Origin of the sequence: Hoeflea sp. CAU 1731 (genome assembly GCF_039888615.1) — a bacterium.
Taxonomy (GTDB): Bacteria; Pseudomonadota; Alphaproteobacteria; order Rhizobiales; family Rhizobiaceae; genus Flavimaribacter.
In genome coordinates this window covers 237,684-262,022 of the sequence record NZ_JBDQQS010000008.1, presented here as the reverse complement: position 1 = coordinate 262,022, position 24,339 = coordinate 237,684, and the positions used below count along the sequence as shown (strand labels likewise).

At 61.8% G+C, this 24,339-nt stretch carries 21 protein-coding genes; 10 read left to right on the top strand and 11 right to left on the bottom strand.

The genetic code is table 11. The annotated features are described in order from the left end of the window. Nucleotides 1-108: 108 nt before the first annotated feature. On the bottom strand, nt 109-1,269 hold the full coding sequence (locus AAFN47_RS15145; protein ID WP_499810081.1) for a glycine cleavage T C-terminal barrel domain-containing protein: 1,161 nt from the start codon (nt 1,267-1,269) through the stop codon (nt 109-111). Between the two features lie 486 nt (nt 1,270-1,755). Continuing rightward, nucleotides 1,756-2,088 (bottom strand): hypothetical protein, encoded by a 333-nt coding sequence (locus tag AAFN47_RS15140; RefSeq protein WP_499810080.1) that lies wholly within the window; start codon nt 2,086-2,088, stop codon nt 1,756-1,758. Nucleotides 2,089-2,377: 289 nt separating this feature from the next. On the opposite strand from AAFN47_RS15140, the gene imm45 reads away from it, so the two are divergent. From imm45 to AAFN47_RS15120, 4 genes are all read left to right on the top strand, one after another. After that, on the top strand, nt 2,378-2,725 hold the full coding sequence (gene imm45, locus AAFN47_RS15135) for an Imm45 family immunity protein (protein WP_499810079.1): 348 nt from the start codon (nt 2,378-2,380) through the stop codon (nt 2,723-2,725). A 320-nt stretch (nt 2,726-3,045) separates the two neighbouring features. Next, nucleotides 3,046-4,101 (top strand): nucleotidyltransferase family protein, encoded by a 1,056-nt coding sequence (locus tag AAFN47_RS15130; RefSeq protein WP_499810078.1) that lies wholly within the window; start codon nt 3,046-3,048, stop codon nt 4,099-4,101. Beyond that, nucleotides 4,101-4,847 (top strand): hypothetical protein, encoded by a 747-nt coding sequence (locus AAFN47_RS15125; RefSeq protein ID WP_499810077.1) that lies wholly within the window; start codon nt 4,101-4,103, stop codon nt 4,845-4,847. The genes AAFN47_RS15130 and AAFN47_RS15125 overlap by 1 nt, the downstream gene beginning before the upstream one ends. 176 nt (nt 4,848-5,023) lie before the next feature. Beyond that, nucleotides 5,024-5,686 carry a hypothetical protein gene (locus AAFN47_RS15120; RefSeq protein WP_499810076.1) on the top strand — a complete coding sequence of 221 codons (663 nt, stop codon included), beginning with the start codon at nt 5,024-5,026 and terminating at the stop codon, nt 5,684-5,686. Here AAFN47_RS15120 and AAFN47_RS15115 read toward each other — a convergent pair. The 5 genes from AAFN47_RS15115 to AAFN47_RS15095 all read right to left on the bottom strand — a co-directional run bounded on the left by AAFN47_RS15115 (nt 5,665) and on the right by AAFN47_RS15095 (nt 12,362). Then, on the bottom strand, nt 5,665-6,306 hold the full coding sequence (locus AAFN47_RS15115; protein ID WP_499810075.1) for a hypothetical protein: 642 nt from the start codon (nt 6,304-6,306) through the stop codon (nt 5,665-5,667). The two genes, AAFN47_RS15120 and AAFN47_RS15115, sit on opposite strands and share 22 nt — an antisense overlap. A 21-nt stretch (nt 6,307-6,327) precedes the next feature. Beyond that, nucleotides 6,328-7,578, bottom strand: coding sequence for a c-type cytochrome (locus AAFN47_RS15110; protein WP_499810074.1), 1,251 nt, complete (start codon nt 7,576-7,578; stop codon nt 6,328-6,330). Nucleotides 7,579-7,588: 10 nt separating this feature from the next. Next, a complete protein-coding gene (locus tag AAFN47_RS15105; RefSeq protein WP_499810073.1) occupies nt 7,589-9,349 on the bottom strand; it encodes a GMC family oxidoreductase in 1,761 nt (586 codons plus the stop codon). Beyond that, on the bottom strand, nt 9,349-10,053 hold the full coding sequence (locus AAFN47_RS15100; protein ID WP_499810072.1) for a gluconate 2-dehydrogenase subunit 3 family protein: 705 nt from the start codon (nt 10,051-10,053) through the stop codon (nt 9,349-9,351). Before AAFN47_RS15100 ends, AAFN47_RS15105 begins: the two co-directional genes overlap by 1 nt. Nucleotides 10,054-10,193: 140 nt before the next feature. Beyond that, the gene (locus tag AAFN47_RS15095; protein ID WP_499810071.1) at nt 10,194-12,362 is read right to left on the bottom strand and encodes a cation:dicarboxylate symporter family transporter; all 2,169 of its coding nucleotides are present in this window, start codon (nt 12,360-12,362) and stop codon (nt 10,194-10,196) included. Between the two features lie 298 nt (nt 12,363-12,660). On the opposite strand from AAFN47_RS15095, the gene AAFN47_RS15090 reads away from it, so the two are divergent. The 4 genes from AAFN47_RS15090 to AAFN47_RS15075 all read left to right on the top strand — a co-directional run bounded on the left by AAFN47_RS15090 (nt 12,661) and on the right by AAFN47_RS15075 (nt 16,731). Then, complete coding sequence (locus AAFN47_RS15090; RefSeq protein WP_499810070.1) at nt 12,661-13,839, top strand: hypothetical protein; 1,179 nt, start codon at nt 12,661-12,663, stop codon at nt 13,837-13,839. Then, entirely contained in the window at nt 13,826-14,428 is a 603-nt protein-coding gene (locus AAFN47_RS15085; RefSeq protein ID WP_499810069.1) for a hypothetical protein, read from the top strand. Before AAFN47_RS15090 ends, AAFN47_RS15085 begins: the two co-directional genes overlap by 14 nt. A gap of 168 nt (nt 14,429-14,596) precedes the next feature. Further along, entirely contained in the window at nt 14,597-15,160 is a 564-nt protein-coding gene (locus AAFN47_RS15080) for a cytochrome P460 family protein (RefSeq protein WP_499810068.1), read from the top strand. 164 nt (nt 15,161-15,324) lie between these two features. Next, on the top strand, nt 15,325-16,731 hold the full coding sequence (locus AAFN47_RS15075; protein WP_499810067.1) for a TIGR03808 family TAT-translocated repetitive protein: 1,407 nt from the start codon (nt 15,325-15,327) through the stop codon (nt 16,729-16,731). On the opposite strand, the gene AAFN47_RS15070 is transcribed toward AAFN47_RS15075, so the two are convergent. Beyond that, a complete protein-coding gene (locus AAFN47_RS15070; RefSeq protein ID WP_499810099.1) occupies nt 16,726-17,727 on the bottom strand; it encodes an asparaginase in 1,002 nt (333 codons plus the stop codon). The genes AAFN47_RS15075 and AAFN47_RS15070 overlap by 6 nt on opposite strands. Nucleotides 17,728-17,943: 216 nt before the next feature. On the opposite strand from AAFN47_RS15070, the gene AAFN47_RS15065 reads away from it, so the two are divergent. Further along, the gene (locus tag AAFN47_RS15065; RefSeq protein WP_499810066.1) at nt 17,944-18,834 is read left to right on the top strand and encodes a hypothetical protein; all 891 of its coding nucleotides are present in this window, start codon (nt 17,944-17,946) and stop codon (nt 18,832-18,834) included. Between the two features lie 56 nt (nt 18,835-18,890). On the opposite strand, the gene galE is transcribed toward AAFN47_RS15065, so the two are convergent. From galE to AAFN47_RS15050, 3 genes are all read right to left on the bottom strand, one after another. Further along, nucleotides 18,891-19,883 carry a UDP-glucose 4-epimerase GalE gene (gene galE, locus AAFN47_RS15060; protein ID WP_499810065.1) on the bottom strand — a complete coding sequence of 331 codons (993 nt, stop codon included), beginning with the start codon at nt 19,881-19,883 and terminating at the stop codon, nt 18,891-18,893. An 87-nt stretch (nt 19,884-19,970) separates the two neighbouring features. Continuing rightward, on the bottom strand, nt 19,971-21,137 hold the full coding sequence (locus tag AAFN47_RS15055; protein ID WP_499810064.1) for an acetyl-CoA acetyltransferase: 1,167 nt from the start codon (nt 21,135-21,137) through the stop codon (nt 19,971-19,973). Nucleotides 21,138-21,234: 97 nt separating this feature from the next. Continuing rightward, nucleotides 21,235-22,662 carry an aldehyde dehydrogenase family protein gene (locus AAFN47_RS15050; protein ID WP_499810063.1) on the bottom strand — a complete coding sequence of 476 codons (1,428 nt, stop codon included), beginning with the start codon at nt 22,660-22,662 and terminating at the stop codon, nt 21,235-21,237. Nucleotides 22,663-22,872: 210 nt separating this feature from the next. Here AAFN47_RS15050 and betB point away from each other — a divergent pair, with 210 nt between their 5' ends. Next, on the top strand, nt 22,873-24,336 hold the full coding sequence (gene betB / locus AAFN47_RS15045; RefSeq protein WP_499810062.1) for a betaine-aldehyde dehydrogenase: 1,464 nt from the start codon (nt 22,873-22,875) through the stop codon (nt 24,334-24,336). The last annotated feature ends 3 nt before the right edge of the window (nt 24,337-24,339 follow it).

Genomic DNA, 24,339 nt, shown 5'->3' with positions numbered 1-24,339 from the left:
ACTCAGTAAGTCTGCGCGCCCTCCATAACAAATATCTCGATAGAGAACGTGTTTTCTTTTGGACAATTTCAAAGATTGGCGTCGTTCAAGGGGAATACAGCCGGTCGCTCAGCCGGAGGCGAGTTTCTTTTCCGGGTCGTAGAACGGGCGCTCGGCGATCGTCGCCGGAGCCACACCGGCCCTGGTGACGACCTCGACCTCCGCGCCAACGCTTGCATGCTCCGCCGCGACCATCGCCAGCGCGATGTTCTTCTCAAGACGCGGCGAATGCACCGCCGACGTCACCTTGCCGATCGTCGCCCCGTCGCGTCGCACCGGCCAGAACGTGGTGTTCGGCCCTTTCAGCGGTTCGCCGCCGATGATCAGCCCCACCTGGCTGCGGCGCACGCCTTCGTCGCGAATGCGCCGCAGAGCCGCCTTGCCGATGAAATCGGCCTCCATGTCGAGGTTCACCAGCCGGTCGAGGCCGAGTTCGTAAGGGTTGGTGCCGATGTCCGCGTCGGCGTGATAGGACAGCATGCCGCCCTCGATGCGGCGGATCGTCGAGGTATGGCCGGGCTTCAGGCCGAGGGGTTGGCCCGCCGCCATGATCCGCTCCCACAAATCGTCGCCGCGCGCGCCGTCCTGCAAATAGAGCTCGTAGCCGAGTTCGCTCGACCATCCGGTGCGCGACACGACCAGCGGAATGCCGTCCAGTTCAATCTCGCGCAGCCGATAGTACCGCAGGCTCGCGATCTCCGCGCCGAAGAGCGCCTCCATGATCATGCCGGATTTCGGGCCCTGCAGCTGCAACGGCGAGACGTCCGGCTCGCGGATCGCCACGTCCATGCCCGCATGCACGGCCACGCCCTGCGCCCACAGCAGCACATCGCTGTCGGCCAGCGAAATCCAGAAGCGGTTGTCGGCGAGCCTGAGCAGCACCGGATCGTTCAGGATCCCGCCGTCCTGGTTGGTGATCAGAATGTACTTGCACTGCCCCACCTGCATTTTCGACAGGTCGCGCGGCGTCAGCATCTGCGTGAAGCGCGCCGCGTCCGGTCCGGTGATCTCGACCTGCCGCTCCACGGCCACGTCGCACAGGATCGCGTCGTTGACGAGGTTCCGGAAGTTCTGTTCCGGATCGCCGAAGTCGCGCGGAATGTACATGTGATTGTAGACGGAAAATCCGGTCGCGCCCCAGCGCACGGTCGCGTCGAAAAACGGCGATTTGCGTATCTGGGCGCCGAACCCGAAATCGTCGGATGCCGCCATGGTCTCCACCTCGCTCATGTCCCGCCGCGCCTTTGGCGGGCATATGCGCAAACATAGCCTTCCCGTTCGCGAAGACAAACGGCATCTCGGATTCACATTTTTGAAAAACCGACGGAACCAAATCGACGGGGCTGCGTTTTATCATTATCTCCCGACCCGCTCCCCCAAGCGACGGGTATGAGCCCGGCGGTCACGAACACCGGGATTGAAAGCCAGCCGGAGAGCGTCCCCAAACCCCCAGTCAAAACTCCGGCTGGCGCCCCTTTCCACACAGCCCGGCCCTCATGACGCATCCCGACACGCGAATGCGCGGTCACAGAAATCCGCATGGATAGCAGGCGTGAGGACTGTCCAAGCGCATCAACGCCCCGCCGCCACTCCGCCCAGCCGCCACTGCTGAAGCAGCTAACCGCCAACAAACCATCCCCGCGCCCTCATTCCGGCCTTGAACCAGAACCACTTTGGTGCGCGAGGGGACGCAAACGAGATCACCAAATCCTCTGGCTATTTTTCCACGTTCGGCCTGATGGGAGAAAACAGAACTGTGAACACGAGCAGCGCGCCATAGGCCACCGCGTCCAGATAGCTTACGGTGTTCCACGAGCTGTAAATGATCAGCCCATTTTCCATAAGTAGGCTGATTACCGGGATCAAAGGCGGGAGCAACCACGTTGACAAGCTGGCGTCCTGAATACGCTTGATCTTCCTTTGCGCCGGATAGGACAGATCCTCATGCTTCAGGTATCTCACTCTCAATACATAGGCGCTGTAAATCGCCGGAATACATAGCGCGGCCCGCACGAGAAAAGGTAGGGAATACAAATAGGAAACGCCCACCAGAATTCCGAAAATGTACAAGACCGCGAAATAGAATCTCATAGAGCCAATCCAGCAAACAATACCCAGCAAACAGCCACCCCCGCCCCCTCATGGCGGCCTTGAGCCGCCATCCAGCCGGCGCCGCGTCCGCGGCGCGGGCAGAAAAGGACGGTTGTGACGGCACGTCAAGCATGCAACTCTTCGCCGCTGTCTGGGATACAATGCATGTGGACGACCGGTTACGCGATCACTTTGACGGCGTTCCAAACGACTGGGTCGAGTCGCTCAAACCGATGAGGGTTTCACGATGGAAAAACTGACCGAAACCGACAGGAAAGAGCTGCACAGGGGCACGGTCCTTTGCCTTCCGGGGTACGAGACCGATCCGGGTCCGCTTGCCTACATGCTGATAGACCTCACCGGATATTATCCTGGCCTGGCTCTGGTACAGGCGACGGGCTATCACGCCGGCCTCATTTCCCGGGTCTTGCCTCCGGAGAGCCGGGTTTCAGGCAGATCAGTGGTCAGCGTCGCCTGGCTGAAGGAGAACTGGCAGAGAATCGAAGACTGCGAGCCTGACGAGGTTTATATCCTCGACCGCCTGGAACTGCCTGACGTGGTTCATCAGATGGAATTCCGCGTGCTCCCGGAGTGAGCGTTGTGCGAGGTAAGGACAGCTAAAAGCGCATCATGACATAGGCAACGCCCCACCCGGCCGCCGCTGCTGAAGCTGCTGACCACCAACAAACCATCCCCCCTTCCCTCATGGGGGATATCGGGAATGACGATGCGCGCCAGACGTGCCATGACCGTATACCTGACAGAAATTAGGGATTGAGTAAACTGTCATCGTAAAGGTAACTAGGTCCGGTTTGTTTTAAAAATATCTGCTGGGGCATCCTGTTCGCGAGGACAAATCGCTGGCAAGCAGCTACATATGTAACGAAAGAGTCGTTAAAACCCTAGAGGCGACAAATGCTAACATCCGCGCTTGATAGATTGCGGACCGACACCGCAGCTAGTTGGAGTAATATCAACGATGCAAGTTCGTTAAGCCGCTCGAAACTTGAAGAGCTAGCTAAACTGGTGGGTGATCTGCTACCTACTGACGAAGGAAGTCTCGTTGTATTTGGCTCTCTGGCACGCGGTGAATTCACCAATGACAGCGATTTGGATTGGACATTATTAGTTGATGGCCGTGCAGACTCCCGCCATCTAGAAATTGTGCACTCCCTCAAGCATAAGTTGAACGACGCCGAGTTTAAAGTTCCCGGCCCTACTGAAGTTTTCGGCGGCTTGGTCTTCAGCCACAATCTCGTACACGAGATCGGTGGCGACGAAGACACCAACAAGAACATGACTCGTCGGCTGCTCTTGCTCTTGGAATCAACACCTGTTGACAAGGGATCAAGTAAAGATGTCCACGGACGTATCCTAAATGCAGTTTTGAACCGTTATGTGGTGGAGGATGCGAGTTTCATTACGGGAAACAGCCGCAAGGATAGAATACCGCGTTTCTTATTGAACGATGTTGTACGTTTCTGGCGAACGATGGCGGTTGACTATGCGAACAAGTATAGAGCCCGTGAGGGACAGAAGTGGGCACTCAGAAACATCAAGCTTCGGATGTCTAGGAAGCTAATCTTCGTTTCGGGGTTGTTAATGTGCATTTCTTGGGCTTTGAGAGATGTGGACGAACGTGATGAAGAGTTTTTAGAACAGAAGCTTGTAGAGTACTTGACCAATTGGGCGCAACGACCACCGCTTGAATCCCTTGCCATGGTCGTAGCAGAGCACGCCCCATCTTTGACGCACGATATATTCGATAACTATGATGCGTACCTTGCGATACTCAACAACAAACAGCAGCGGGAACTGCTCGAAGAATTGTCTCCAGAAGAAGCCTACCAGAATGATGCTTTCCTAGAGGCCCGAAAAGTGGCAACCAACTTCGATGAAGCTCTTACAACACTCCTTTTCGATGCTGATGCCAAAATCACGAAGCTGGTAAAAAAATATGGAGTTTTCTGATGATTATTGGCTTTTCTACTGGAGCAATTGCCTTTGATAATTTCGCGCGCGCTCTGCAATTGCTTAATCCAACTCGCGCCAATGCTGTCGAACTATCTGCGCTTCGCGCAGTTGAGCTTCCGATTTTACTATCGGTGCTCCCATCACGCTTGAAACAGCTTAAGCAACGATATGAATACATCAGCTTTCACGCACCAACGGATTTTGATGATGAAAGAGCTCTTGTTACCCAATTAAAAACAATTGCCGAAATGGAGATGAATATTATCGTTCATCCCGACACAATCCACGACATCTCAATATGGAAGGAGCTAGGAAAGCGTCTATGCCTTGAAAATATGGACTCTCGAAAGCCGATCGGACGGACTGCCAAGGAACTTCGAGGCTTTTATGATCATCTGCCTGAGGCAAAGTTGTGTTTCGATATAGCGCATGCCCGGCAAGTCGATTCGAGTATGACCGAGGGGCTTTGCATCATCGAAGAATTTCGTTGTCGATTGGTTCAGGTCCATCTGAGTGAAGTTAATAGTATCGGAAAGCATTTTCTGATGTCGTTCGCTGCCAAGCGAGCCTATGAACCGTTTGCGGAAATCATGTCAACCGTCCCAGTTATCTTGGAATCCGTAGTTCAGGAAAGTGAAATAGTAAACGAGATCGCCGAAACCGAAAGACTGCTTAGCCTTCGCCAGCCAAACACCAACCCTTACGCAAAACGCCACGACGGTGCATTCGGTGTTGCTGTGTAGCTTCGATGCTCTGGGCGACTCCATGATTCCCGTTACCCGCATGATAAGGCATGGTGCAAAAGTTGTTACCTTTAAGTTTCCATTCTCGCATATAGAACAAACCAAGAACATACTCTTGCATTTTCCCGCTATCCGTGCTATGAAGCCCGCCCCCCAACCACGATGAGGCATCGCTCATGGCTTCCAGCCTGCACACCCTGTCGCCCGCGTCCTTCGCGCTCGACAGTTTCCTCGCCATCCTGCCCGAACGCGCGCCGATGACCGGCGAGGATCCGGGCTCCTACAGCGCCTTCCACGCCGCCATGGCGGCGGCCCTTGAGCCCGCCTCGCCTTACGAACAGGTGATCGCGGAAAACCTGATCGGCCTCGAATGGGAGCTTCTCCAGCAGCGCCGCATGCGCGAGGCGAGCCTGCGCCGCATCACCCGCCAGGCGATCTGCAAGGCGGTCGTGACAAGCCGCCGCGCCGCCCATATCGCGCAACTGGCGAAGGACGTGAAGGCGCACAAGGAGGCCGGCGGCGACAGCGAAACATTCGAGGCGGAGCCCTTCGACGAGGAGGCTGCGAAGGCGGCCGGCGAGCATCTGGCGGCGCGCGCGGCCTCGGCCAATCCGGACAAGCAGGCCGGCGCGCATGAGGAGATCGCCGCGCTCGGCATGGACCCGGTCGACCTGATGGGCGAGGCGTATCGCAGCTGGGAGCGCTCCGTCACCGTCCACAACGAGGCGATCATCGCGCTGGAGCGGCGCCGCCGCGAGGTCCGGCGCGATTTCAACGCCCTGCAAAGAAAACGCCCCGCCGCGCCTGCCGAAATCGATCACGACCCGACGGAACAGTGACAACCGACGTCGCCCGCCGCAACCGGGCGAATTCCGCCAAGAGCACAGGCCCCAGGACGCCGGAAGGCAAGGCAACGGTTTCCGGCAATGCCCGCCGGCACGGCGCGACAGCGCGGCCCGATCCGGCGCGCGTGGGCCTGTGGCTCCGCATCATCCTTGCCCAACCCGACCTCACGCTCACTGATTTCATCCCCTGCGACGAACGCCGCTTCCGCGCCCTGGCGCTGGCCGAAGCCGAAGCCCGGCTTGAATCCTGCGAACGCGCGCTCGCCGATTTCGAGGCCGGCAGGAACCTGGACGCCCCCTACCCGGACCATTGCGACGACGCGGAGCTGATGAAGCGGGCGCTCGCCGGCGAAAGCCTCACCCGGTCGGAAGACCGCCGGGTAATGCGCCTCATCACCGCGCTTGTGGACCCGCGCACCGCGCGCCGCATGGAAGATCCCGGCCGCCTGCTGAGACGTTACCGCAACGAGGCCCGCGCCCGGCGGAAAAAGGCGTTCAAGGCCTGGATCGACTGCCCTATCGAGGCCGAAACCCCGCCGCCGGATACGCCGGACGAACCGCAAAATCCCGAATTCCCGAAACAAAGCCAGATTGCATCCGAAGACACGGCTCAATCCACCCCGCCAACACCGTCCTCAGAGCTGTTCGCGGATCTTTTTGACGGCCTCGGCCTCGATTTTGCCGGCGTCGTTCGTCCAGGCGCTCCGGATGAAGCTTGCGAGCGCCGCCACGTCGTCATCCGAAAGCCGGTCGCCGAAGCCGGGCATCGCCAGCGCAGCCGGAGCCCGCCTGGTGCTGGGCATCATCGCCCCTTTCAGGATAACCTCGATGAAACCGCCCGGATTGTCGGAAAGCACCAGCGAATTGCCGACCAGATTCGGGAAAACCCGCGGCGCGCCCTGCCCGCTCACGGTGTGGCACGCGCCGCAATTGTCGAGATAAAGCCGCGCGCCTTCCGGCATGTCGGGTTTCGCCGCCGTCAGCATGGCCGTGGTGTCGTCGCTGCGGCCCGCGCCTGTCGCTGCGGCCTTGTCGCTCGCCGCGGCCGGAAGCCCGATATGTTTCAGATAGGCGACGATCGCGGCCATGTCCGCCTCCGTCGCATGCTGCATGCTGCGCTCAACCACCAGCGCCATTTCGCCGGTCGCCGCCGTGTAGGCGTTGCGCCCCGTCGTCAGGTATTCGACCAGTTCCGCGTCGCTCCATCGTTGTGGCGCGCTCTCAGGCCCGCGCAGATCCGGCACCGGCCACACGCCAAGTGTGCCGCCGGTCAGAAACCGGTCGCTCGCGGCGGTGTAGCCCTCCTGCGCCTGCATCAGGTTGCGGGGCGAGTGGCAGGCGCCGCAATGGCCAAGCCCTTCCACGACATAGGCGCCCCGGTTCAGCTGCGCGTCGTCATAGGGCGGCGTGAAGCCCACCTCCGGGCGGTTGACGATGTCCCAGCCTTCCATCCCGAACCGGATGTTGAAGGGAAAGCGCAAGTCGGAGGCAGGGGCCGGTTTGTGCACCGGCGCCACCGCCTTCATGAAATAGGCGTAGAGCGCCGCCATGTTCGCGTCGCTCACCTTGGCGTAGGACGTATAGGGCATGGCCGGATAGAGGTTCGCGCCGTCCTTGCGCACGCCGCGGCGCACCGCCCGGTCGAATTCCTCCAGCGTGTAGTCGCCGATCCCGTATTGCGGATCGGGCGTGATGTTGGTCGTGTAGATATCCCCGAACGGACTGGCGATCGCCAGTCCGCCGGCGAAGGGCGCGCCGCCGGGCGCCGTGTGGCAGGCCGCGCAGTCGCCCAGCTGCGCGATATATTCGCCCTTTTCCGCCTCGTCGGCGGCGAAGGCCGAACCGGCGGTCAGGGCAAGCGCCGTGATGAGGATTTTCAGTCTCATCGCAGCGCCCTCACATCAGTGGCCGGGGGTTTGCGAGATAATCCTCGCGGATCGCCCTTGCGGCCCAGAGCGTCAGCGCCCCGATCATCCCGGTCGGATTATATTCGAAATTCTGCGGAAACGCGTTGGCGCCCGGCGCAAACACATTGTGCACGTCCCAGCTCTGCAGGTAGCGATTGATGGCGGAGGTTTGTCGATCCGTCCCCATGATCGCGCCGCCCACCGTGTGGGTCGACTGGTACACGCGGGTGTCGTAATGCCCGTCGGGATAGAAGGAAGTAGACGCGTCAGCCCCCATTTCGCGGCCAAACTCCGCCGCCTTTTCCTTGAAGAACTGCGCCTGTTTCAGCTCGTTGGGGCGCCAGTCGAAGGTCATCCTCAGCAAGGGCCGGCCAAACGGGTCCCTGTAGGTCGGGTCGAGGTCCAGATAGGCGTCGCGATAGGGCATGTTGGTCGATTGCAGCACGATGTCCATCGAGTGGCCGTAGTGCTCGCCCACGGCCTTCTTCCAGCCGGCGCCCCAGGCGGGCGTGCCCTCGGGCAGCGGCAGATGGTGGATCGGCTGGCCGTTCGTCTGCTGCGAAGACTGGTAGCCGCCGCCGATGAAGCCGTTTTTCGCAAAGTCCATCTGGCTCAGCGCCAGATCGGCGAAGGCCACGCCATTGGCGCCCGCGCCGACAAAGGGGTTGAAGTCGATGTTTTTGAAGAACAGCGAGGTCGCGCCCGTCATCTGGTAGGCGTAGTTGCGCCCCACCGCGCCCGCGCCGGTCGCCGGGTCATAGGGCGGCCCGATGCCGGAAAGCAGCATCAGGTGCACATTGTTGAGCTGGAAGGCGGCGAGGATCACCAGATCCGCCGGCTGGAACACCTCCTCGCCCTTCGCGTCGGCGTAGGTCACGCCGGTCGCCGTTTTTCCGTCCGGCGCAAGCTCCACCTTCAGCACGGTTGCGTTGGTGCGGTATTCGAAGTTCGGGCGCTGGTAGAGCGCGTCCAGCACGCAGGTCTGCGGCGAGGATTTGGAATAGTTCAGGCAGCCGAAGCGCTCGCAAAAGCCGCAATAGTTGCAGGGGCCCAGCTGCATGCCATAGGGATTGGTGTAGACCTGCGAGGCGTTCGCGGCGGGTTTGGGGAACGGATGATAGCCGAGATTGCGGGCGGCTTTGGCAAACAGCACGGCGTCATAGGTCTGCTCGAGCGGAGGCATCGGGTAGTCGCTGGCGCGCGGCGCTTCGAAAGGGTTGCCGCCGTCCATGATCGCGCCGTTCAGATTGCCGGCCTTGCCGGAAACGCCGACGATCTTTTCGAAGCGGTCGAAATAGGGTTCGAGTTCGTCGTAGTCGACGCCGAAATCCTGGATCGTCATGTCGTCCGGAATAATGTCGGCGCCGAAGCGCTCGTCGATCCAGGATTTCAGCCGCAATTCTTCGGCGTTCGGTCGCCACAAGAGGCCGTTCCAGTGTGCGCCCGCGCCGCCGACGCCGGTCCCCGGCAGAAAGGAGCCGAGACGCCGGTAGGGCAGCGCGGTCTGCCCGGTGTTGTGCCGGATCGTCACCGTGCTGTCGGCCGGGCGCTGCATCAGTTCGTAGCGGACAGCGTAGCGCAACTCGTCGGCGATCTTGGGATAGGCGAAGGTCGGCACGGTCTTGCGGTCGGGTCCGCGCTCCAGCGCCACCACGTCAAGCCCGGCGGCGGTCAGTTCCATCGCCATCACCGAGCCGACCCAGCCGAGGCCGACAATCACGGCGTCGACCTTCTTTTGCGTCCGCGCCATCAGGCGCGCTCCCCGCCGATGCTCACCGGCCCCAGCGGATAGGGCGTGTTCTGCTGGCCCACCCATTCGCGGAAACTCGCCCGCGCGCCCGGAAAGCCGATATAGGTCCAGGCCTGCATGCCGTGGTTGCCGCCATAGCGCGGGTCGGCGAAATAGCCTTCCTTGGTGTTGGCGAGCAGCATTGCGAAGAAGTCCGAGGCCGGAACCGTCTTCAGGTCGACCTTGCCGGCTTCGAGATCATGGAGAACCACGTCCTTGTCGGCGTCGGAAAGCGCCGCGAAGGCCTGGCCGTAGGCGGTTCGGCAGTGCGCGTCGACCTCCGGGATCGCGATCCGGTAGATTTCGGCGGGCGTCTGGGCAAGCTGGAAGCCGAAAAGCGGGCTTGCGTCGGGGTCGTGCGGCCCCTGCATATACCAGCGCGAGGCCTTGCCGAAATCGCCGGCCAGTTGCCGGTCGATGAAGCGTGGAACCAGCGTGGCAAGCGCGCCCGGCCCTTCGCCATCGGCGGGAATGAGGCGATCCGTCGCCGCCATGACGAAGGCCCATTCGGCGGCGTCGAAATAGACGGGCTTGTAGTTTTCGAGGGTGTCCGGGCCGGCTTGCGCCATCGCCGGCGCCGGCGCCAGGCCGTCAAGCGCCAGGATCGCGACGCTTGCAACGCCGTTCAGAAGGAGGTCGCGCCGGTCAACGGCAAAATCGGTCATCGCATCCTTCTCTTCCTTGCGGCCGGCTGGGGATCGAAGCGGGCTGACGAGTCGCCAGCGCCGCAATCAGAATGCATCAGGCAGGAAAGCGAGACAAGAACATTAAACTTAAAATTGCAAAAGCCCGCTGGCGGCGCTCCCTACTTTCCGATCACGTTGTTGAGGATGCTCCAGCGCGGGGCGTCGCTCCTGCGCGGCTGGCCGTCGATCCAGTAGCTCTTCAGTCCCTGTTCGAAGCCATTGCCCCGTTGAAGCGAAAGCCAGTCGTCGACGAAGCGGGCGAAATTCGGCGAGTCGGGCGGCATCGGCATCGCGATGGCGAGCGGGCTGCCGAGATCGCCAGGCGCCACCGCCGAATAGCCGGGATTGGCCTCGGCCCAGGCTGCGGCCTGGATCTGCGTCCACAGGGCGACGTCGAAACTGGCGTCGGAAGACAGCTTCGAATAATCGTCGACCACCTGGATCGTCGCTTCCGGAAACAGTTTGTGCGCCAGGTCTTCAAGGATCGTGTCGCGGAACACCGCGACGCGCAGGCCTTTCGTGTCGACGTCGGACAGGTCGAGATAGGTCTTCGCATTCTTCGCATGCGAAATCAGCGCCAGCGGCGTGTAGAGATAGGTGTCGGAAACCCGGACCTCCTGCAAGCGCTTGTCGCTGACGTAAATGCCGCCGATGGCGAGGTCGAAGCGGTTTTCCTTCAGCGCCGCGCCGAGACCCGACCAGTTGGTGATCGGATAGAATTCCAGATCGACGCCCAGATCCTCCGCCAGCTTGTAGGCGAGCGCCACGTCGTAGCCGACCAGATCGCCTTGCGCGTTGAAATAGCTGAACGGGATGATCGCCGGCCCGTAGCCGACGCGCAGCCTGCCGCTCTCGCGAATCCGCTGCATGGAGTCGCCGCTCCGCGCCGGCGGGGTGGCCGCTTCGCCGTCCCCGGGCTTGTGAACCGTCGCCTTGACCCGGCCCTTCAGGTCCTCGTCCAGCGTGAAGCTCACATAGGGATCGGGCTCCTTGGTCGTCAGGTAAGGCGCGGCGGCGCGGCCGCCGATCGCCAGCACAGCCATCAGCAGAGCGCTCGAGCCGAGCGAGAAGATGAGCCGTCGCTTGTGCAGCCGCGCGAGCCCGTAATAGGAGAAGGTGGCGATGATGGTGATGAAGGCGAGGCTCATCGCCGAGACCAGCACCTGCGGATAGCGCGTCAGCGTCATCAGCTCCACATAGAGCAGCTTGACGTCGGCCGGCAGGTCCAGCCAGTGCGCCATGAAGGAGACGGCGTCGACCGTCGAAACGGGCGTTCCGACGGTGGAGAGGATGGTGACGGCCGGAAGCGTGAACCAGACCGTCGGCGGAAGCGCCGAATGCACATAATAGGCCGCGAACACGACGAAGAACGCGACGAACAGATTGCCGAGCTGTCCGATCGGATAGCTGACGGCGAGCGAGGTCGAGATGATCTCCCCGCTCTCGGGATCCTCGACCTTCCGGTCTTCGACCATCTTGCGCGTCACCTTGATGATCAGCGGCACGGCGGTAATCGGCAGCGAGGTGACGACGGCGACGACCAGCGCCTCCTGCAGGTCGCGCATCAGTTCGGGATAGCGCATCGGGGCGATCGCGCACAGGAGCGACGGCAGCACCCAAAGGGCCATCGCCAGCGCGCCGAGCACGAACAGCACGGCGTAGAGGAACAGGCCGCCGAGCAGCTGAATTTGCACCGTCCCGGCCAGGTCGGCGAACAGCGCGAACACGCCGAAGGGCGCGATGCGCACCACCCAGCCCCACACCGTCACGCTCGCCTGGCGGAACGTGTAGAGCGCGGAAAGCAAGCTGTCCTTCTGCTTGAGGCGCTGAACGGCGATCCCGTAGATGACCGAAAAGACGACGATCGCCGGCACGTAGTTCTGGGTGAGATCGGAAAACGGGTTCGAGGGGATGACGAGCGACAGCAGTTCGCCCAGTCCGCCGCCCTTGGATGGCTCCACCAGAACCGGCGGGCGCGCCTCCGGAATGCCCTGCGACAGGATCCACAAGCCGGCGAACACCACCGCCCAGCCGATGAGGAACACCGGCAGGCCGGATTTCAGAAGCCGCAGCGCCATTTGCGGCGTCAGGCTGCCGAGCCCGTGCAGAAGCGAGGAGACGACGAAGGGAAACACGCACATCTGCAAGAGCATGACGTAGATCGAGCCGAACGGCTCCAGGTTCGCCGCATAGTCGCCAATGAACACGCCGCAGAAGATCCCCGACAGCGCGCCGATAATGACCCAGATCGAGAGATTGACGGAGGAAAGTCGCGCCAGCAGTCCCATGAATGCCTCCGGAAGGGAATCGGTCAGGGCGAGTATAGGCAAGGACTACACGTTTTGGGAGCAGAAAGATGGCGGGCCGGCGGGCGATCGGGCGCGATTGCGGCGCGAAGCCAGCCTGAAACAGGACAAGAATTACAAAAGAATAGAAAGGCTCAAGGCAGATTAATACTCCTAATAATATTCGAAATATTGCTGAATATAACCTGTAATTGTATAGTGCACATCGATGAAATCACCGCGTTATCTGTCGCTGGTATCCGGTTGCATCGGATGGATAACCAAAACAGGGATGTCCATTATGCCGAAAATCTTCGATCGCAATATCGACACCGTCATTTTCCTGATTGCGCTGCTGGTCATATTTGCCCTGGTCAAGGCGCTCACGCTCCTGCCGTCGCGCTACTACTTCACATTCTCCCAGATCGTCGGGCCGCAGAACCAGACGCAGTTTCTCGCCAGTCCCGAATTGCCGTCGCCCGCCGCTTTCTGCCGCGCCCTGCATGTGAAGGAGAGCGAGAGCCAGATCAGGGAGACCGTCTCGCTCACGGAAAGGGAAGTCGGATTGCTGGAGCCCTGCGGGGAATTGAACGCCATGCACAATGTGCAGTACCAGGTGTTTTACACATACGACATTGTCGACGGACAACATCTGAATTCCGACGCCTACAACGCTGCGCTCGACCGGCTGATCTCGTATCTGAAGAACAACGAGGCAATCATAAAGGGCGCGATGCTGCAAAACGGCGTCGTTCCGGAAAATTCCCTGTCGAACCTGACCGCCATCGATATCGAGAATATCCTCGTTCAGGACAATTACCTGAACATTTCCAGTATTATCAATTACCTGGCCGGCAACGAGACGCCTTCCAGCTATTCCGTGTACGATACGTTGAGAAACGCCACGGAGTTGGGCTCCCTTGTTGATGACGTCGAAAACCAGGCGGCTGTCGATCAGCAGGGGCTGAGATCGCGACCCGAGTGGGTCAAACGCGCCGAGACGTTCCGAAAGACCCAGCTCGCCAGCCAGCACGAAGAAATCCAGGCGGCGATCCTGGCGCAGGACAAGTATCTGTTCTGGCCCGCCGTCCTGCTGAAAATGGCGCCGGCTTTCGTCGGAGCGTTCCTGATCGGGCTCTGGCGGCCGGAACGCGCGATTTTTGACGCCCCGGTCGCCGCAGGCGTGGTTGCGTTCCTGTTCTGCTGGCCCATCATGGTGCTTTGGGACGTCATCGTCGCCAGCGAATGGAAATCGCTGCGCCCGCAATTCTTCGCGCTCTATCTCAGCTATGTGCTCTCCTATTTCTTCACCGCCCGTCTGGGCGTGACGGCGGCGATATGGGCGAAGAAAAGCAGGGTTTCCGAAGGCGTGCGCGCCAATCTGGATTTCGGCAAGATCGTCGCGACCTTGCTGACGACCCTGATCACGACCAGTGCGACGGCTCTCATCACATGGTCTTTCGCCAATGCGGGCCAATAGTCTTTACGCAGCGCTGGTCCTGTGCGCGGTCGTCGGCGCGCCGATCCTCGGTCAGGGCGCCGGGCTTGGCCTGTTTCCCTCGCGCATTCCGGTCGACCAGGCGGCCGCGACCATCTGGACGGCGAACGAGGATCGCATTCTCGCCTGCGGTCTGGACCTGAAACGATGGGACATGCGCGCCGCCTCGGCCCTGGTGGCGATCGAGGCCTACAGCACTCCGGCGCTGGAGAGGCTGGCGGAAAACACCGTCCTGCCGGTCATGGCGCGGCTGGGCCTTCCCCTGCCTGACTGGTCCGTCGGCCTTGCGCAGATCCGGCCTTCCACCGGCGCCGGGCTCGGCGAGGTGGACAAGACGCAAGACCTCGCCCTGTCGATCGCCGTGGATGATTGCCTGTCGGTGCGGCTAGCAGTCGGAATCGTGCGGCGCCTGGCGCGTGACTGGAACGAGGAAGCATGCGACGCAGACTGCATGATCTACGTGGCGCGCGCCTATAACGGCCAACGGGAAATCAACAGCGCCAACCTCGCCTATATCGATATTTTCGGCGCGACCCTGAAACAGGCGGAAAAGGCCGCGGCGCGCATGTGACAGGTGTGAAAAAGCAGTCCTTTTACAATCCGGAAGGTTGTCCGGCGCCCGCGCCGCCTTCTCTTGTCTTTTCGCTAACCCTGTTCGAGAAGGCTTTGCCGTCCGGGCTTGACCCTGCGGGCGCAGGCCTCAAGGATGCCGGCAAGCACTGTCCATGGAGAACCTTAAATGAAAAAAGCCCTGTATCTTTCGGGAACGGCGATCGTGGCGGCGGCCGCCGTCATCCTCGCGAACGCTGCGCCCGTCGCCGCCGAAGGGGCCGCCGACGCGATGGTCCAGCCCGACGGCTCGATCGTCATGACGAAGGAGAATTACGCGCGCGACTGGAGCGTGCTCGGCGTGTTCGCGCATCTCGACGACGCCGGCGTGAAGCAGTTCAACATCGTCTACACCCAGCCCGAAACGGTGACAGCCTATCGCCAGACCGGAGAATTTCCAGAAGGCGCGGTGCTGATCAAGGAACTGCGCGACGGGGTCACCGAAGGCGAAGGCGACGACAGGACGTCGCATCTCGGCGCGCTGAAAGGCTGGTTCGCCATGATCAAGCCGCCGAAGCAAAACGGCCCGCAAGGCCCGCTATGGGGCGACGGCTGGGGATGGGCGAAGTTCAACGCCGATGCGCCGGACGCCACCATCACCACCAACTACCAGACAGACTGTCTCGGCTGTCACATGCCGGTCAAGGCGACCGACTGGGTGCACGTCGAGGCCTATCCGATGCTTCGCGATTAAAGCGTCTCGAGCAACGCCGGCAGGTCGGCGACCGTGTCGATCAGATAGTCGGCGCCCGCCGCGTTGAGCTTCGCGCCGGCCCAATCGAAAATCACGCCCTTGTGGTCGTCGCTCATCGTAACCCCGTCTTGTCTTTGCCTCAGCCCTTGTGGATAGTGAACTTCATGCAGGCTGACAAGCAAGGCGACACGGCATTGAAGTTCCTCCCTGGCGGCCCGGGCGCCACCCGGCGCGGCTTTCTTGCGGCCATGGGTGGAGCCTTCGCCTCCGGCGTCGCGCCGGTTCGAGCCGCTCCGCCTGCGACCCCGGACGCTCTCAACGCCGTCGAACTCGGCCTTGCGCCGGATTCGCTCGAAAACCAGGGAGCGGCGCTTGAGAGAATCCTCAACGCGGCGTCGGATTCCGGCGTGCCGGTATTCATCCCGCCGGGCGATTTCATCGTCTCCGACGTCACGCTCCCGGCGCTCGTCCATCTGCGCGGCGTGCCAGGCCTCAGCCGGCTGATCTATGGCGGCGGCAATCATTTCCTGCGCGCCGAAAACGCCTCCGACATTCGCCTCACCGGCCTGACCCTCGACGCGTCCGGCCACCGGCTGGCGGAATACTGCCGCGGCGCTGTGGAGGCGATCAACGCCGTCAACGTCGACATCTCCGGCTGCAACATCTTCGACAGCCGCAAGCACGGCGTGGCGCTCGAAGCCTGCGGCGGGTCGATCACGGAAACGTCGATTTCCGCCGCGGCGTCAGCCGGAATCTACTGCGTCGACGGCGCGGCCATTCGGATCGCCGACAACCGGGTTTTAAACTGCGGCAATGGCGGCGTCCTCATCCATCGCTGGCGGCCGGGGCCGGACGGCGCGATCGTGTCCGGCAACCGCGTCACCGGCATCCGCGCCGACGACGGCGGCACCGGTCAGCACGGCAACGGCATCAACGTCTATCAGGCCAACAATGTCATGATCACCGGCAATCATGTCGCCGACTGCGCGTTTTCCGCCATCCGGTCCAACAGCGGATCGGGCGTGCAGATTGTCGCCAACCAGTGCCTGTCGAGTGGCGAAACGGCGATCTATTGCGAGTTCGCCTTCGAGGGCGCGATCGTCGCCAACAATCTGGTCGACGGCGCGGCGAACGGCATATCCATCGCCAATTTCAACCAGGGCGGCCGCATGGCCGTCGTCAGCGGAAACATCGTGCGCAACATCGTCAATGAAGGCCCCTACGATCCGATCGGACCGGGCTTCGGCTGGGGGATCGCGGCGGAGGCAGACACCAGCGTCAACGGCAACGTCCTCGACAACATCGCCCGCTTCGGCATGCTCATCGGCTGGGGTCCGTATCTGCGCGGCGTCTCGGTCACGGACAACATCGTGCGCAACAGCCTCATCGGCGTCGCCGTCACCGTGGTCGACGGGGCGGAGGCTGCGCAAATCGCGAACAATATCTTCCAGAACACGCTGCGCGGCGCGATCGTCGGCTATCGCTGGCAGGAGCGGATCACGCGAGACATGATCGCCGGCGGCGCGCAGGACTATCCGCACCTCACCGTCTTCGGCAACACGCAGCTATAGAAGCGCCTGGGTCACGCGCACATGGCCGGTTTCGACGCCATTCCAGTTGCTGATCGTGTGACCGGACATCGCCCGCAATCCGTCGCGCAGCGCGTCGTCGTTGACAAGAAGCGCGAGAACGGCGGCGACCATTGCCTCGGCGGCCCGCGTCGCGCCGTCGTCGCATTTGACCGCCACGCCAACGCCCTGTTCGGGCAACGCTGCACAGAACACGCCCTCGGCCCCGGTCTTGGCGAAGACCTTGCCGGGGGCAAGCTCCATCAGCCGGGTGCAAGCCCGCGTGGAGCCGGCAACGTAAAACGGCTCGGCCATGCAAGCCTCCACGATGCGCCGCGCCGCCTTCGCCCGCTCCGGCGCCAAACCCTCGCCGGACGTCATCTTCGCAAAGCCATGGGCGACGGCGGGCAGCGGCACGGCGTAGGTCGGGATCGAACAGCCGTCCGTTCCGCAGGTGTCGACGCCATAATGCGCTCCCGTCAGATCGCCCAGCGCTTCCCGCACCATCCCCTGCACCGGGTGGTCGTAATTGATGTAGCCGGCCGGCGAATGGCCAAGATGACAGGCCGTGCAGACAAAGCCCGCATGCTTGCCGGAGCAGTTGTTATGAAGCGCGGTGGGCGTTTTGCCGGACGCGGCGAGCTTCGTGGCGACCTTCATGTTGAACGGCCAGTGGCAGCCGCATTCAAGCGCGTCCGCGTCGCGCCCCGCCGCCGTCAGCATGGCCTCCGCCAGAGCGATATGCTCGGGCTCGCCGGAATGCGACGCGCAGGCGAGCGCGATCTCGCGATCGCCGAACCCGTGGGCGTCGGCAGCGCCGGATTCCACCAGCGGCAGGGCCTGCATCGCCTTGATCGCCGAACGCGGAAACATCGGCGCCGACGTATCGCCCGTCGAGAATATGGTCTGTCCCGCAGCGTCCACTGCAACCGCTGCGCCTCGGTGGCGGCTTTCAACGCGTCCGCCCCTCGTCACCTCGACCAGCACAGGATTGACCATGCCGCGCCCTCCATTTTTATCCATTATAATCCCAGCCCTAACCCCGCGCCGCCGGCAATGCAAGCAGCGCCGGGGCTTGAAGGACGCCGATAAGAAATCGAAAACCAAGCGCGTAGATTACGGTTGTTTGAACCGTGATATGAAATAAACTGGCAACACTCGACACGTATATTTCGAGAAGAATACATCAACTTAATGCAATCAGGAGACATGTCTATGTACAAGATACTCGCCATGATTGGCGTTGTAGCCTTGGCGGCGTCACCCGGCCTTGCTTCGGCCCAGGACGCCACGACTGCCGCCGAGCCAGCCGCCGCCAGCTCAGCTCCGGCGCAGCAATACGCCCTGCCGGCGCCGGTGTTCGAATATGTCCAGCAGGCCGCCTCTATGACGTTCGACGGCGAAACGATGACGCTGGGCGGCATGGCGCCGGCCACAATCTATTTCAGCGACCGTCCCTATCGTATGGTCGGCCATGTCGACAACGTGACCTTCGCCGGTCTGTGGGAAAAATCAGGCGGCACATTCGCCGCCGACCCGCCGAACGCCGCAGTCTCCGTGCTCGGCGAGATCGAAGAGCCGCCGGCGATCGTTGAACTCACCTCGGTCGAGATGGACGGCGGATCGGTCAAATACGGCGTGCGCATGGTCTCCGGCAAGCTGCCGGAATCGGCGGACAATGTGGCGCTCTTCATCGACCACGGACATGGCTTCGGCGGTCATGGCGGAGCCGGAGGTTTCCATGGCGGTGGGCATCCTCCTCCCCATCACGGCGGCGGTGGTTACCCGCCTCCCCATCATGGTGGCTACCATCCCTATCCGCCTCCCCCGCCGCACCATGGCGGTTATCATCCGTACCCGCCTCCCCCGTACCATCCGTACCATCCGTACCCGTACTACCACCCGTATCCGTACTATCCGGGGGCGGCGATCGGCGCGGCGGCTGTAACGGGAGCAGCGATCGGCGCGGCGGCGGCGTCCGCGAGCAACCCCCAGCAGGTCTATGTCTACCCGGTGCCCGGCGGACCGTTGCCGTCGCATTGCTGGCTGAATTCCGCCCATACGCGGATGATCTGCTCGGTCCAGTTGGCGAACCCGCCACAATAGCGGATCCGTCACAGTCACGATCAGGAAAGGCCCGCTCCGCGCGGGCCTTTTCATTGCTATTGCCGTGTATTGCGTCTCTCGAGCGAGCGTTCCCAGTCGAGCGCATGGTTGACGATTACGGAAAGATCGTCATGGCGCGGGGTCCAGCTGAGTTGCGCCTTGATTTTCGCCGGATCGGCGACGATCGTTGCGGGATCGCCCGGGCGGCGATCGGCCTCGCGGACTGCGAAGTCCACGCCGCTCACCTTCTTCACCGCGTCGATTACCTCCAGCACCGAGTAGCCCTGACCGTAGCCGCAATTGGCGACAAGGTTGCCGCCTCCCGCGCGCAGATGCTCCAGCGCCAGATAATGCGCCTCAACCAGATCCGAGACATGGATATAATCGCGGATGCAAGTACCGTCCGGCGTCGGATAGTCCTGCCCGTAAACTTCCATCCCGGCGCGTTTTCCGAGCGCCGCCTGCGTCGCAATCTTGATCAGGTGGGTGGCGTTGCGGGACGACTGACCGGCCCGCCCCCCCGGATCGGCGCCCGCGACGTTGAAGTAGCGCAGCACCGCGTAGCTGAAACCGTGCGCGGCCGAGGCGTCGCGCAACATCTGTTCCGTCATCAGCTTGGAGTTTCCGTAGGGCGATTCAGGATGCAACTCGGCGTCTTCGGAAACCGGCGCGCGTTCCGGCGTTCCGTAGACGGCGGCCGTGGACGAAAAGATGAAGTGCTTCACACCGCAATTCACACAGGCCTCCAGGAGCGCGCGCGATTTCACCGTGTTGTTCAAATAATAGCCCAGCGGATCGCTGACGGATTCCGGAACAATGATCGATCCGGCGAAGTGGATCACGGAGTCGACGCCCCGCTCCTTCAGCACCGGCTCGACGCTGCCCTGATCTCCAATGTCCGCGACGACGAGATTGGCTTCCGGCGGCACAGCCCAGTCATGTCCGGTTGACAGACGATCGAGAACCGTCACCTCTTCGCCGGCGTCAAGCAACCGCCAGACCATGTGACTGCCGATATATCCGGCTCCACCCGTCACAAGTACGCTCATGCCTTTACTCCACAGTCAGGCCGCGCCGGCTTGCCCATTACAACCGTCATCCTCTTGCGCCTGCATACTGCAAGGAGGCTGACTTGGCTACCGCACCCGTTCCATGATGGAGACGTAGTTGGCCACAGCCGCTCCGCCCATATTGAAGACGCCGCCGAGCTCGGCGCCCGGAACCTGGATGTCGCCAGCCTCGCCGCAGAGCTGCATGGCGGTCAACGCATGCATGGAGACGCCGGTCGCGCCGATCGGATGTCCCTTGGCCTTCAGTCCGCCGGACGGGTTAACCGGCAGTCGGCCGTCCTTCGCCGTCTCGCCGGACATCGCCACCGCCGCGCCCTCGCCCGGTTTCGCCAGGCCCATCGCCTCATATTCGATCAGTTCGGCGATGGTGAAGCAATCATGTGTCTCAACGAACGAGAGATCGTCGAGCACCACGCCGGCCTGCGCCAGCGCCTTGCGCCAGCCGAGCTGGCAGCCTTCAAAAGCCAGTATGTTGCGCTTGGACATCGGCAGGAAATCCTGAACATGTTCGGCGGCGCGGAACATCACCGCCCGCGGGGCCTTCATGGCGCTTTCGAGATCCGTCAGTACAATGGCCGCGGCCCCGTCGGAGACGAGTGAACAGTCCGTGCGCTTCAGTGGTCCCGCGACGAAGGGGTTTTTATCGCTTTCCGTGCGACAAAACTCGTAGCCGAGGTCCTTGCGCATCTGCGCGAACGGGTTGCCGACGCCATTCTTGTGGTTCTTGGCGGCGAGCATGGCGAGCGCATCGGACTGGTCGCCATATTTCTGGAAATAGGCGGCGGCGATCTTGCCGAACACGCCGGCGAAACCGCCCGGAATACCGCCGTCCTCGGGCAGGTAGGACGCCTTCAGCAAGTTCTCGCCGATCTCGGGGCCGAGAGTCGTGGTCATCTGCTCGACGCCGACCACCAGCACGTTGCGCGCGCGCCCGGCCTCGATCGTCTTCAGCCCCTGATGGATCGCAGCCGAGCCTGTGGCGCAGGCGTTCTCGACCCGCGTCGCCGGTTTGAAGCGCAGCCCGTCGTCGGCCTGCAGAACCAGGCTCGCCGTGAAATCCTGTTTGGAAAAGCCCGCATTGAAATGTCCGAGCACGATCTCGTCGATATCGGCGGCTTCCAGCTCCGCATGGGCGATCGCCCGTTCTGCGACGTCGACGACCAGGCTCTCGACCGTTTCGCCTTCGAGCTTGCCGAATTTCGAATGGGCCCAGCCCGTGATGCATGCCGTCATGATCTCGTCTCCTCACCGTCCGTTTCTCGCAAAATATATGGCGTCGCGCAGAATTGTTCAACCTTTAACAAACAAACGGCCGCGACGCCATTGGACGTCAGTATCCGCTGATCGACTTGACCTCCATAAAATCCTCGAGGCCCCAGGTTCCGCCCTCGCGACCGTTGCCGGACTGCTTGTAACCGCCGAACGGGCTGCCTGCGGGTCGCTGCGCGCCGTTGATCATCACCATACCCGCGCGCAGTTGCCGCGACACACGGCGGGCGCGCTCCTGATCGGCGGTCTGGACATAGGCGGCAAGCCCATAAGGGGTGTCATTGGCGATGGCGACCGCGTCATCCTCCTTGTCGAAAGGAATCATGGCGAGCACCGGACCGAACACTTCCTCGCGCGCAATCGTCATGTCATTCGAGACATCGGCGAAGATGGTCGGCCGCACGAAGTACCCCCGGTTCATACCGGCCGGACGGCCAGGCCCTCCGGCGACAAGACGCGCGCCTTCGTCGATGGCGACCTGGATCAGTCCCTGCACCTTGTTGAATTGTGCTTCGCTGACCAGCGGTCCGATGTGATTGCCTTCCCTGGCCGGATCGCCGACGTCGACGCGCGACGCCGCTTCTGCTGCGATCTCCACGGCGTTTTCATAGATGTCGCGCTGAACCAGCATGCGCGTCGGCGCATTGCAGGACTGGCCGGTGTTGCCGAAGCAAGACTTCACGCCCCTGGTAATCGCTTCGGACAGATCGACATCGTCAAAAACAATGTTGGGCGACTTGCCGCCGAGTTCCAGCGAAACGCGCTTGACCGTATCCGCCGACGCCTTCGTCACTGCGGTCCCGGCTCTGGTCGATCCGGTAAAGGACATCATGTCGATATCCGGATGCCGCGACATCGCTTCGCCGACCACCGGACCTTCACCGTTGATCAGATTGAATGTCCCTTTCGGGAACCCGGCCTCGTCGATCATTTCCGCAAACAGCATGGCCGAAAGCGGCGAGATTTCGCTCGGCTTCAAAATACACGTGCAGCCAACCGCCAGCGCGGGAACGACCTTGAGCGTCATTTGGTTTACCGGCCAGTTCCATGGCGTGATCATGCCGCATACGCCGATCGGCTCGCGAACGATACGCTCGCCCGATCCGTTGAAATCCTTCTCGCATTCGAAATCCGACAAGGCCTTCAGGAAGCCTTCCACGTGGAACGGCCCTGATCCGGCCTGCGAACTGCGCGCCAGCGTTATCGGCGCGCCCATTTCCCTGGAGACGATGTCTCCCATTTCGTCCTGGCGACGTACCATGATGTCGAGCAGTTTTTCGATCAGCGACCGGCGATAGGCGAGGTCAGTCTCACGATACTCCTCGAATGCCGCCCGCGCGGCTTTGACCGCGCTGTCTACATCTGCAGCAGTACCAAGAGAAATTACCGCGAACGGCTCTTCCGTGGCCGGATTGATGACCTCCAACTCCCCGGCTCCAGCCGGAGTCACCCATTGGCCGTCAATATAGAAATCCATTTTCCTGATCATCGTGCAATTCCTCTTCGAATGAATTTTGTGCCCAAGACTTAAGCTCATTGCCGGCGGAATCAACCGAAGAAATTTGATGGTTTCATCATCGCAATCAATAGCCGGTTTCGAAAGCCGCGTGCGGACTTGTCGCATTACGCAAAAGGCGCTAGGTTTTTATTGAATGAACAACCAATAAAAATCAAATCACACATCGAAAGCGGCTATGAAATGAAGGTGCAACCAACGGCCTCCCACTTCATCGACGGAGAATTTGTCGAGGATGTCGCGGGATGCGAGATCGATAGCGTCTATCCCGCGACAGGCGCAATTGTCGCACGCCTGCACGCGGCCACGCCGCAGATTATCGAATCCGCGATTGCCTCCGCCGAAGCGGGCCAGAAGGTATGGGCGGCCATGACCGGCGCCGAGCGTGGCCGAATTCTGCGCCGCGCCGCTGACATCATCCGCGCGCGCAATCGCGAACTCTCCGAACTCGAAACCCTCGATACGGGCAAGCCGCTGCAGGAAACGCTGGTCGCAGACGCCTCCTCCGGCGCCGACGCGCTGGAATTCTTCGGCGCGCAGGCGACCGCGATCAACGGCGAGTATATCGATCTGGGCGGCGATTTCGTCTACACGCGCCGTGAGCCACTGGGCGTCTGCGTTGGCATCGGGGCCTGGAACTATCCAACCCAGATCGCCTGCTGGAAAGCCGCTCCGGCGCTGGCCTGCGGCAACGCCATGATCTTCAAACCATCAGAAGTCACGCCGCTCTGCGCTCTTGAAGTCGCCAAGATCCTGCACGAAGCGGGACTGCCGAAAGGCGTCTTCAACGTCGTGCAGGGATACGGCGACGTCGGCGCCGCCCTCGCCGCCCACGCCAGGGTCGACAAGGTTTCGCTCACCGGATCGGTGCCGACCGGACGCAAGGTGATGGCCAAAGCCGCCGCCGATATCAGGCATGTCACGATGGAGCTTGGCGGCAAATCTCCGCTGATCATTTTTGACGACGCCGATATCGAGGATGCGGTCGGCGGCGCAATGCTGGGCAATTTCTATTCCTCCGGCCAAGTCTGCTCAAACGGCACGCGTGTCTTCGTGCAAAAGCCGCTTCTCGACCGCTTCCTGGAGCGCCTCACGGAACGCACGCGCGCTATCCGGATCGGCGATCCGATGGACGAATCCGTGCAGATGGGGCCGCTTGTCAGCAAGTCCCAGCTTGAAAAGGTCGCGGGCTATGTGGAAATCGGCAAATCGGAAGGCGCGCGCCTCGTCACCGGTGGCGACACGCTGTCCCTGCAGGGCATGGAAGGCGGTTTTTTCATCGAACCGACAGTGTTTGCGGATGTCATGGACGACATGCGCATCGCACGCGAAGAGATCTTCGGACCGGTCATGAGCGTTCTTGCTTTCGACGATGAGGAGGAAGCGATCGCCCGCGCCAACGACACTGAGTTCGGGCTGTCCGCCGGCGTTTTCACCCGCGATCTGCCCCGCGGACACCGGGTGATCGCGCAATTGCAGGCGGGAAGCTGCTGGATCAACACCTACAATCTGGCGCCGGTAGAGGCCCCGTTCGGCGGGGTCAAGCGGTCCGGCGTCGGGCGCGAGAATTCGCGGGCGGCTATCGAGCACTACACCCAGATCAAGAGCGTCTACGTGGCGACCGGACCGGTCGACAGCCCCTATTGATGC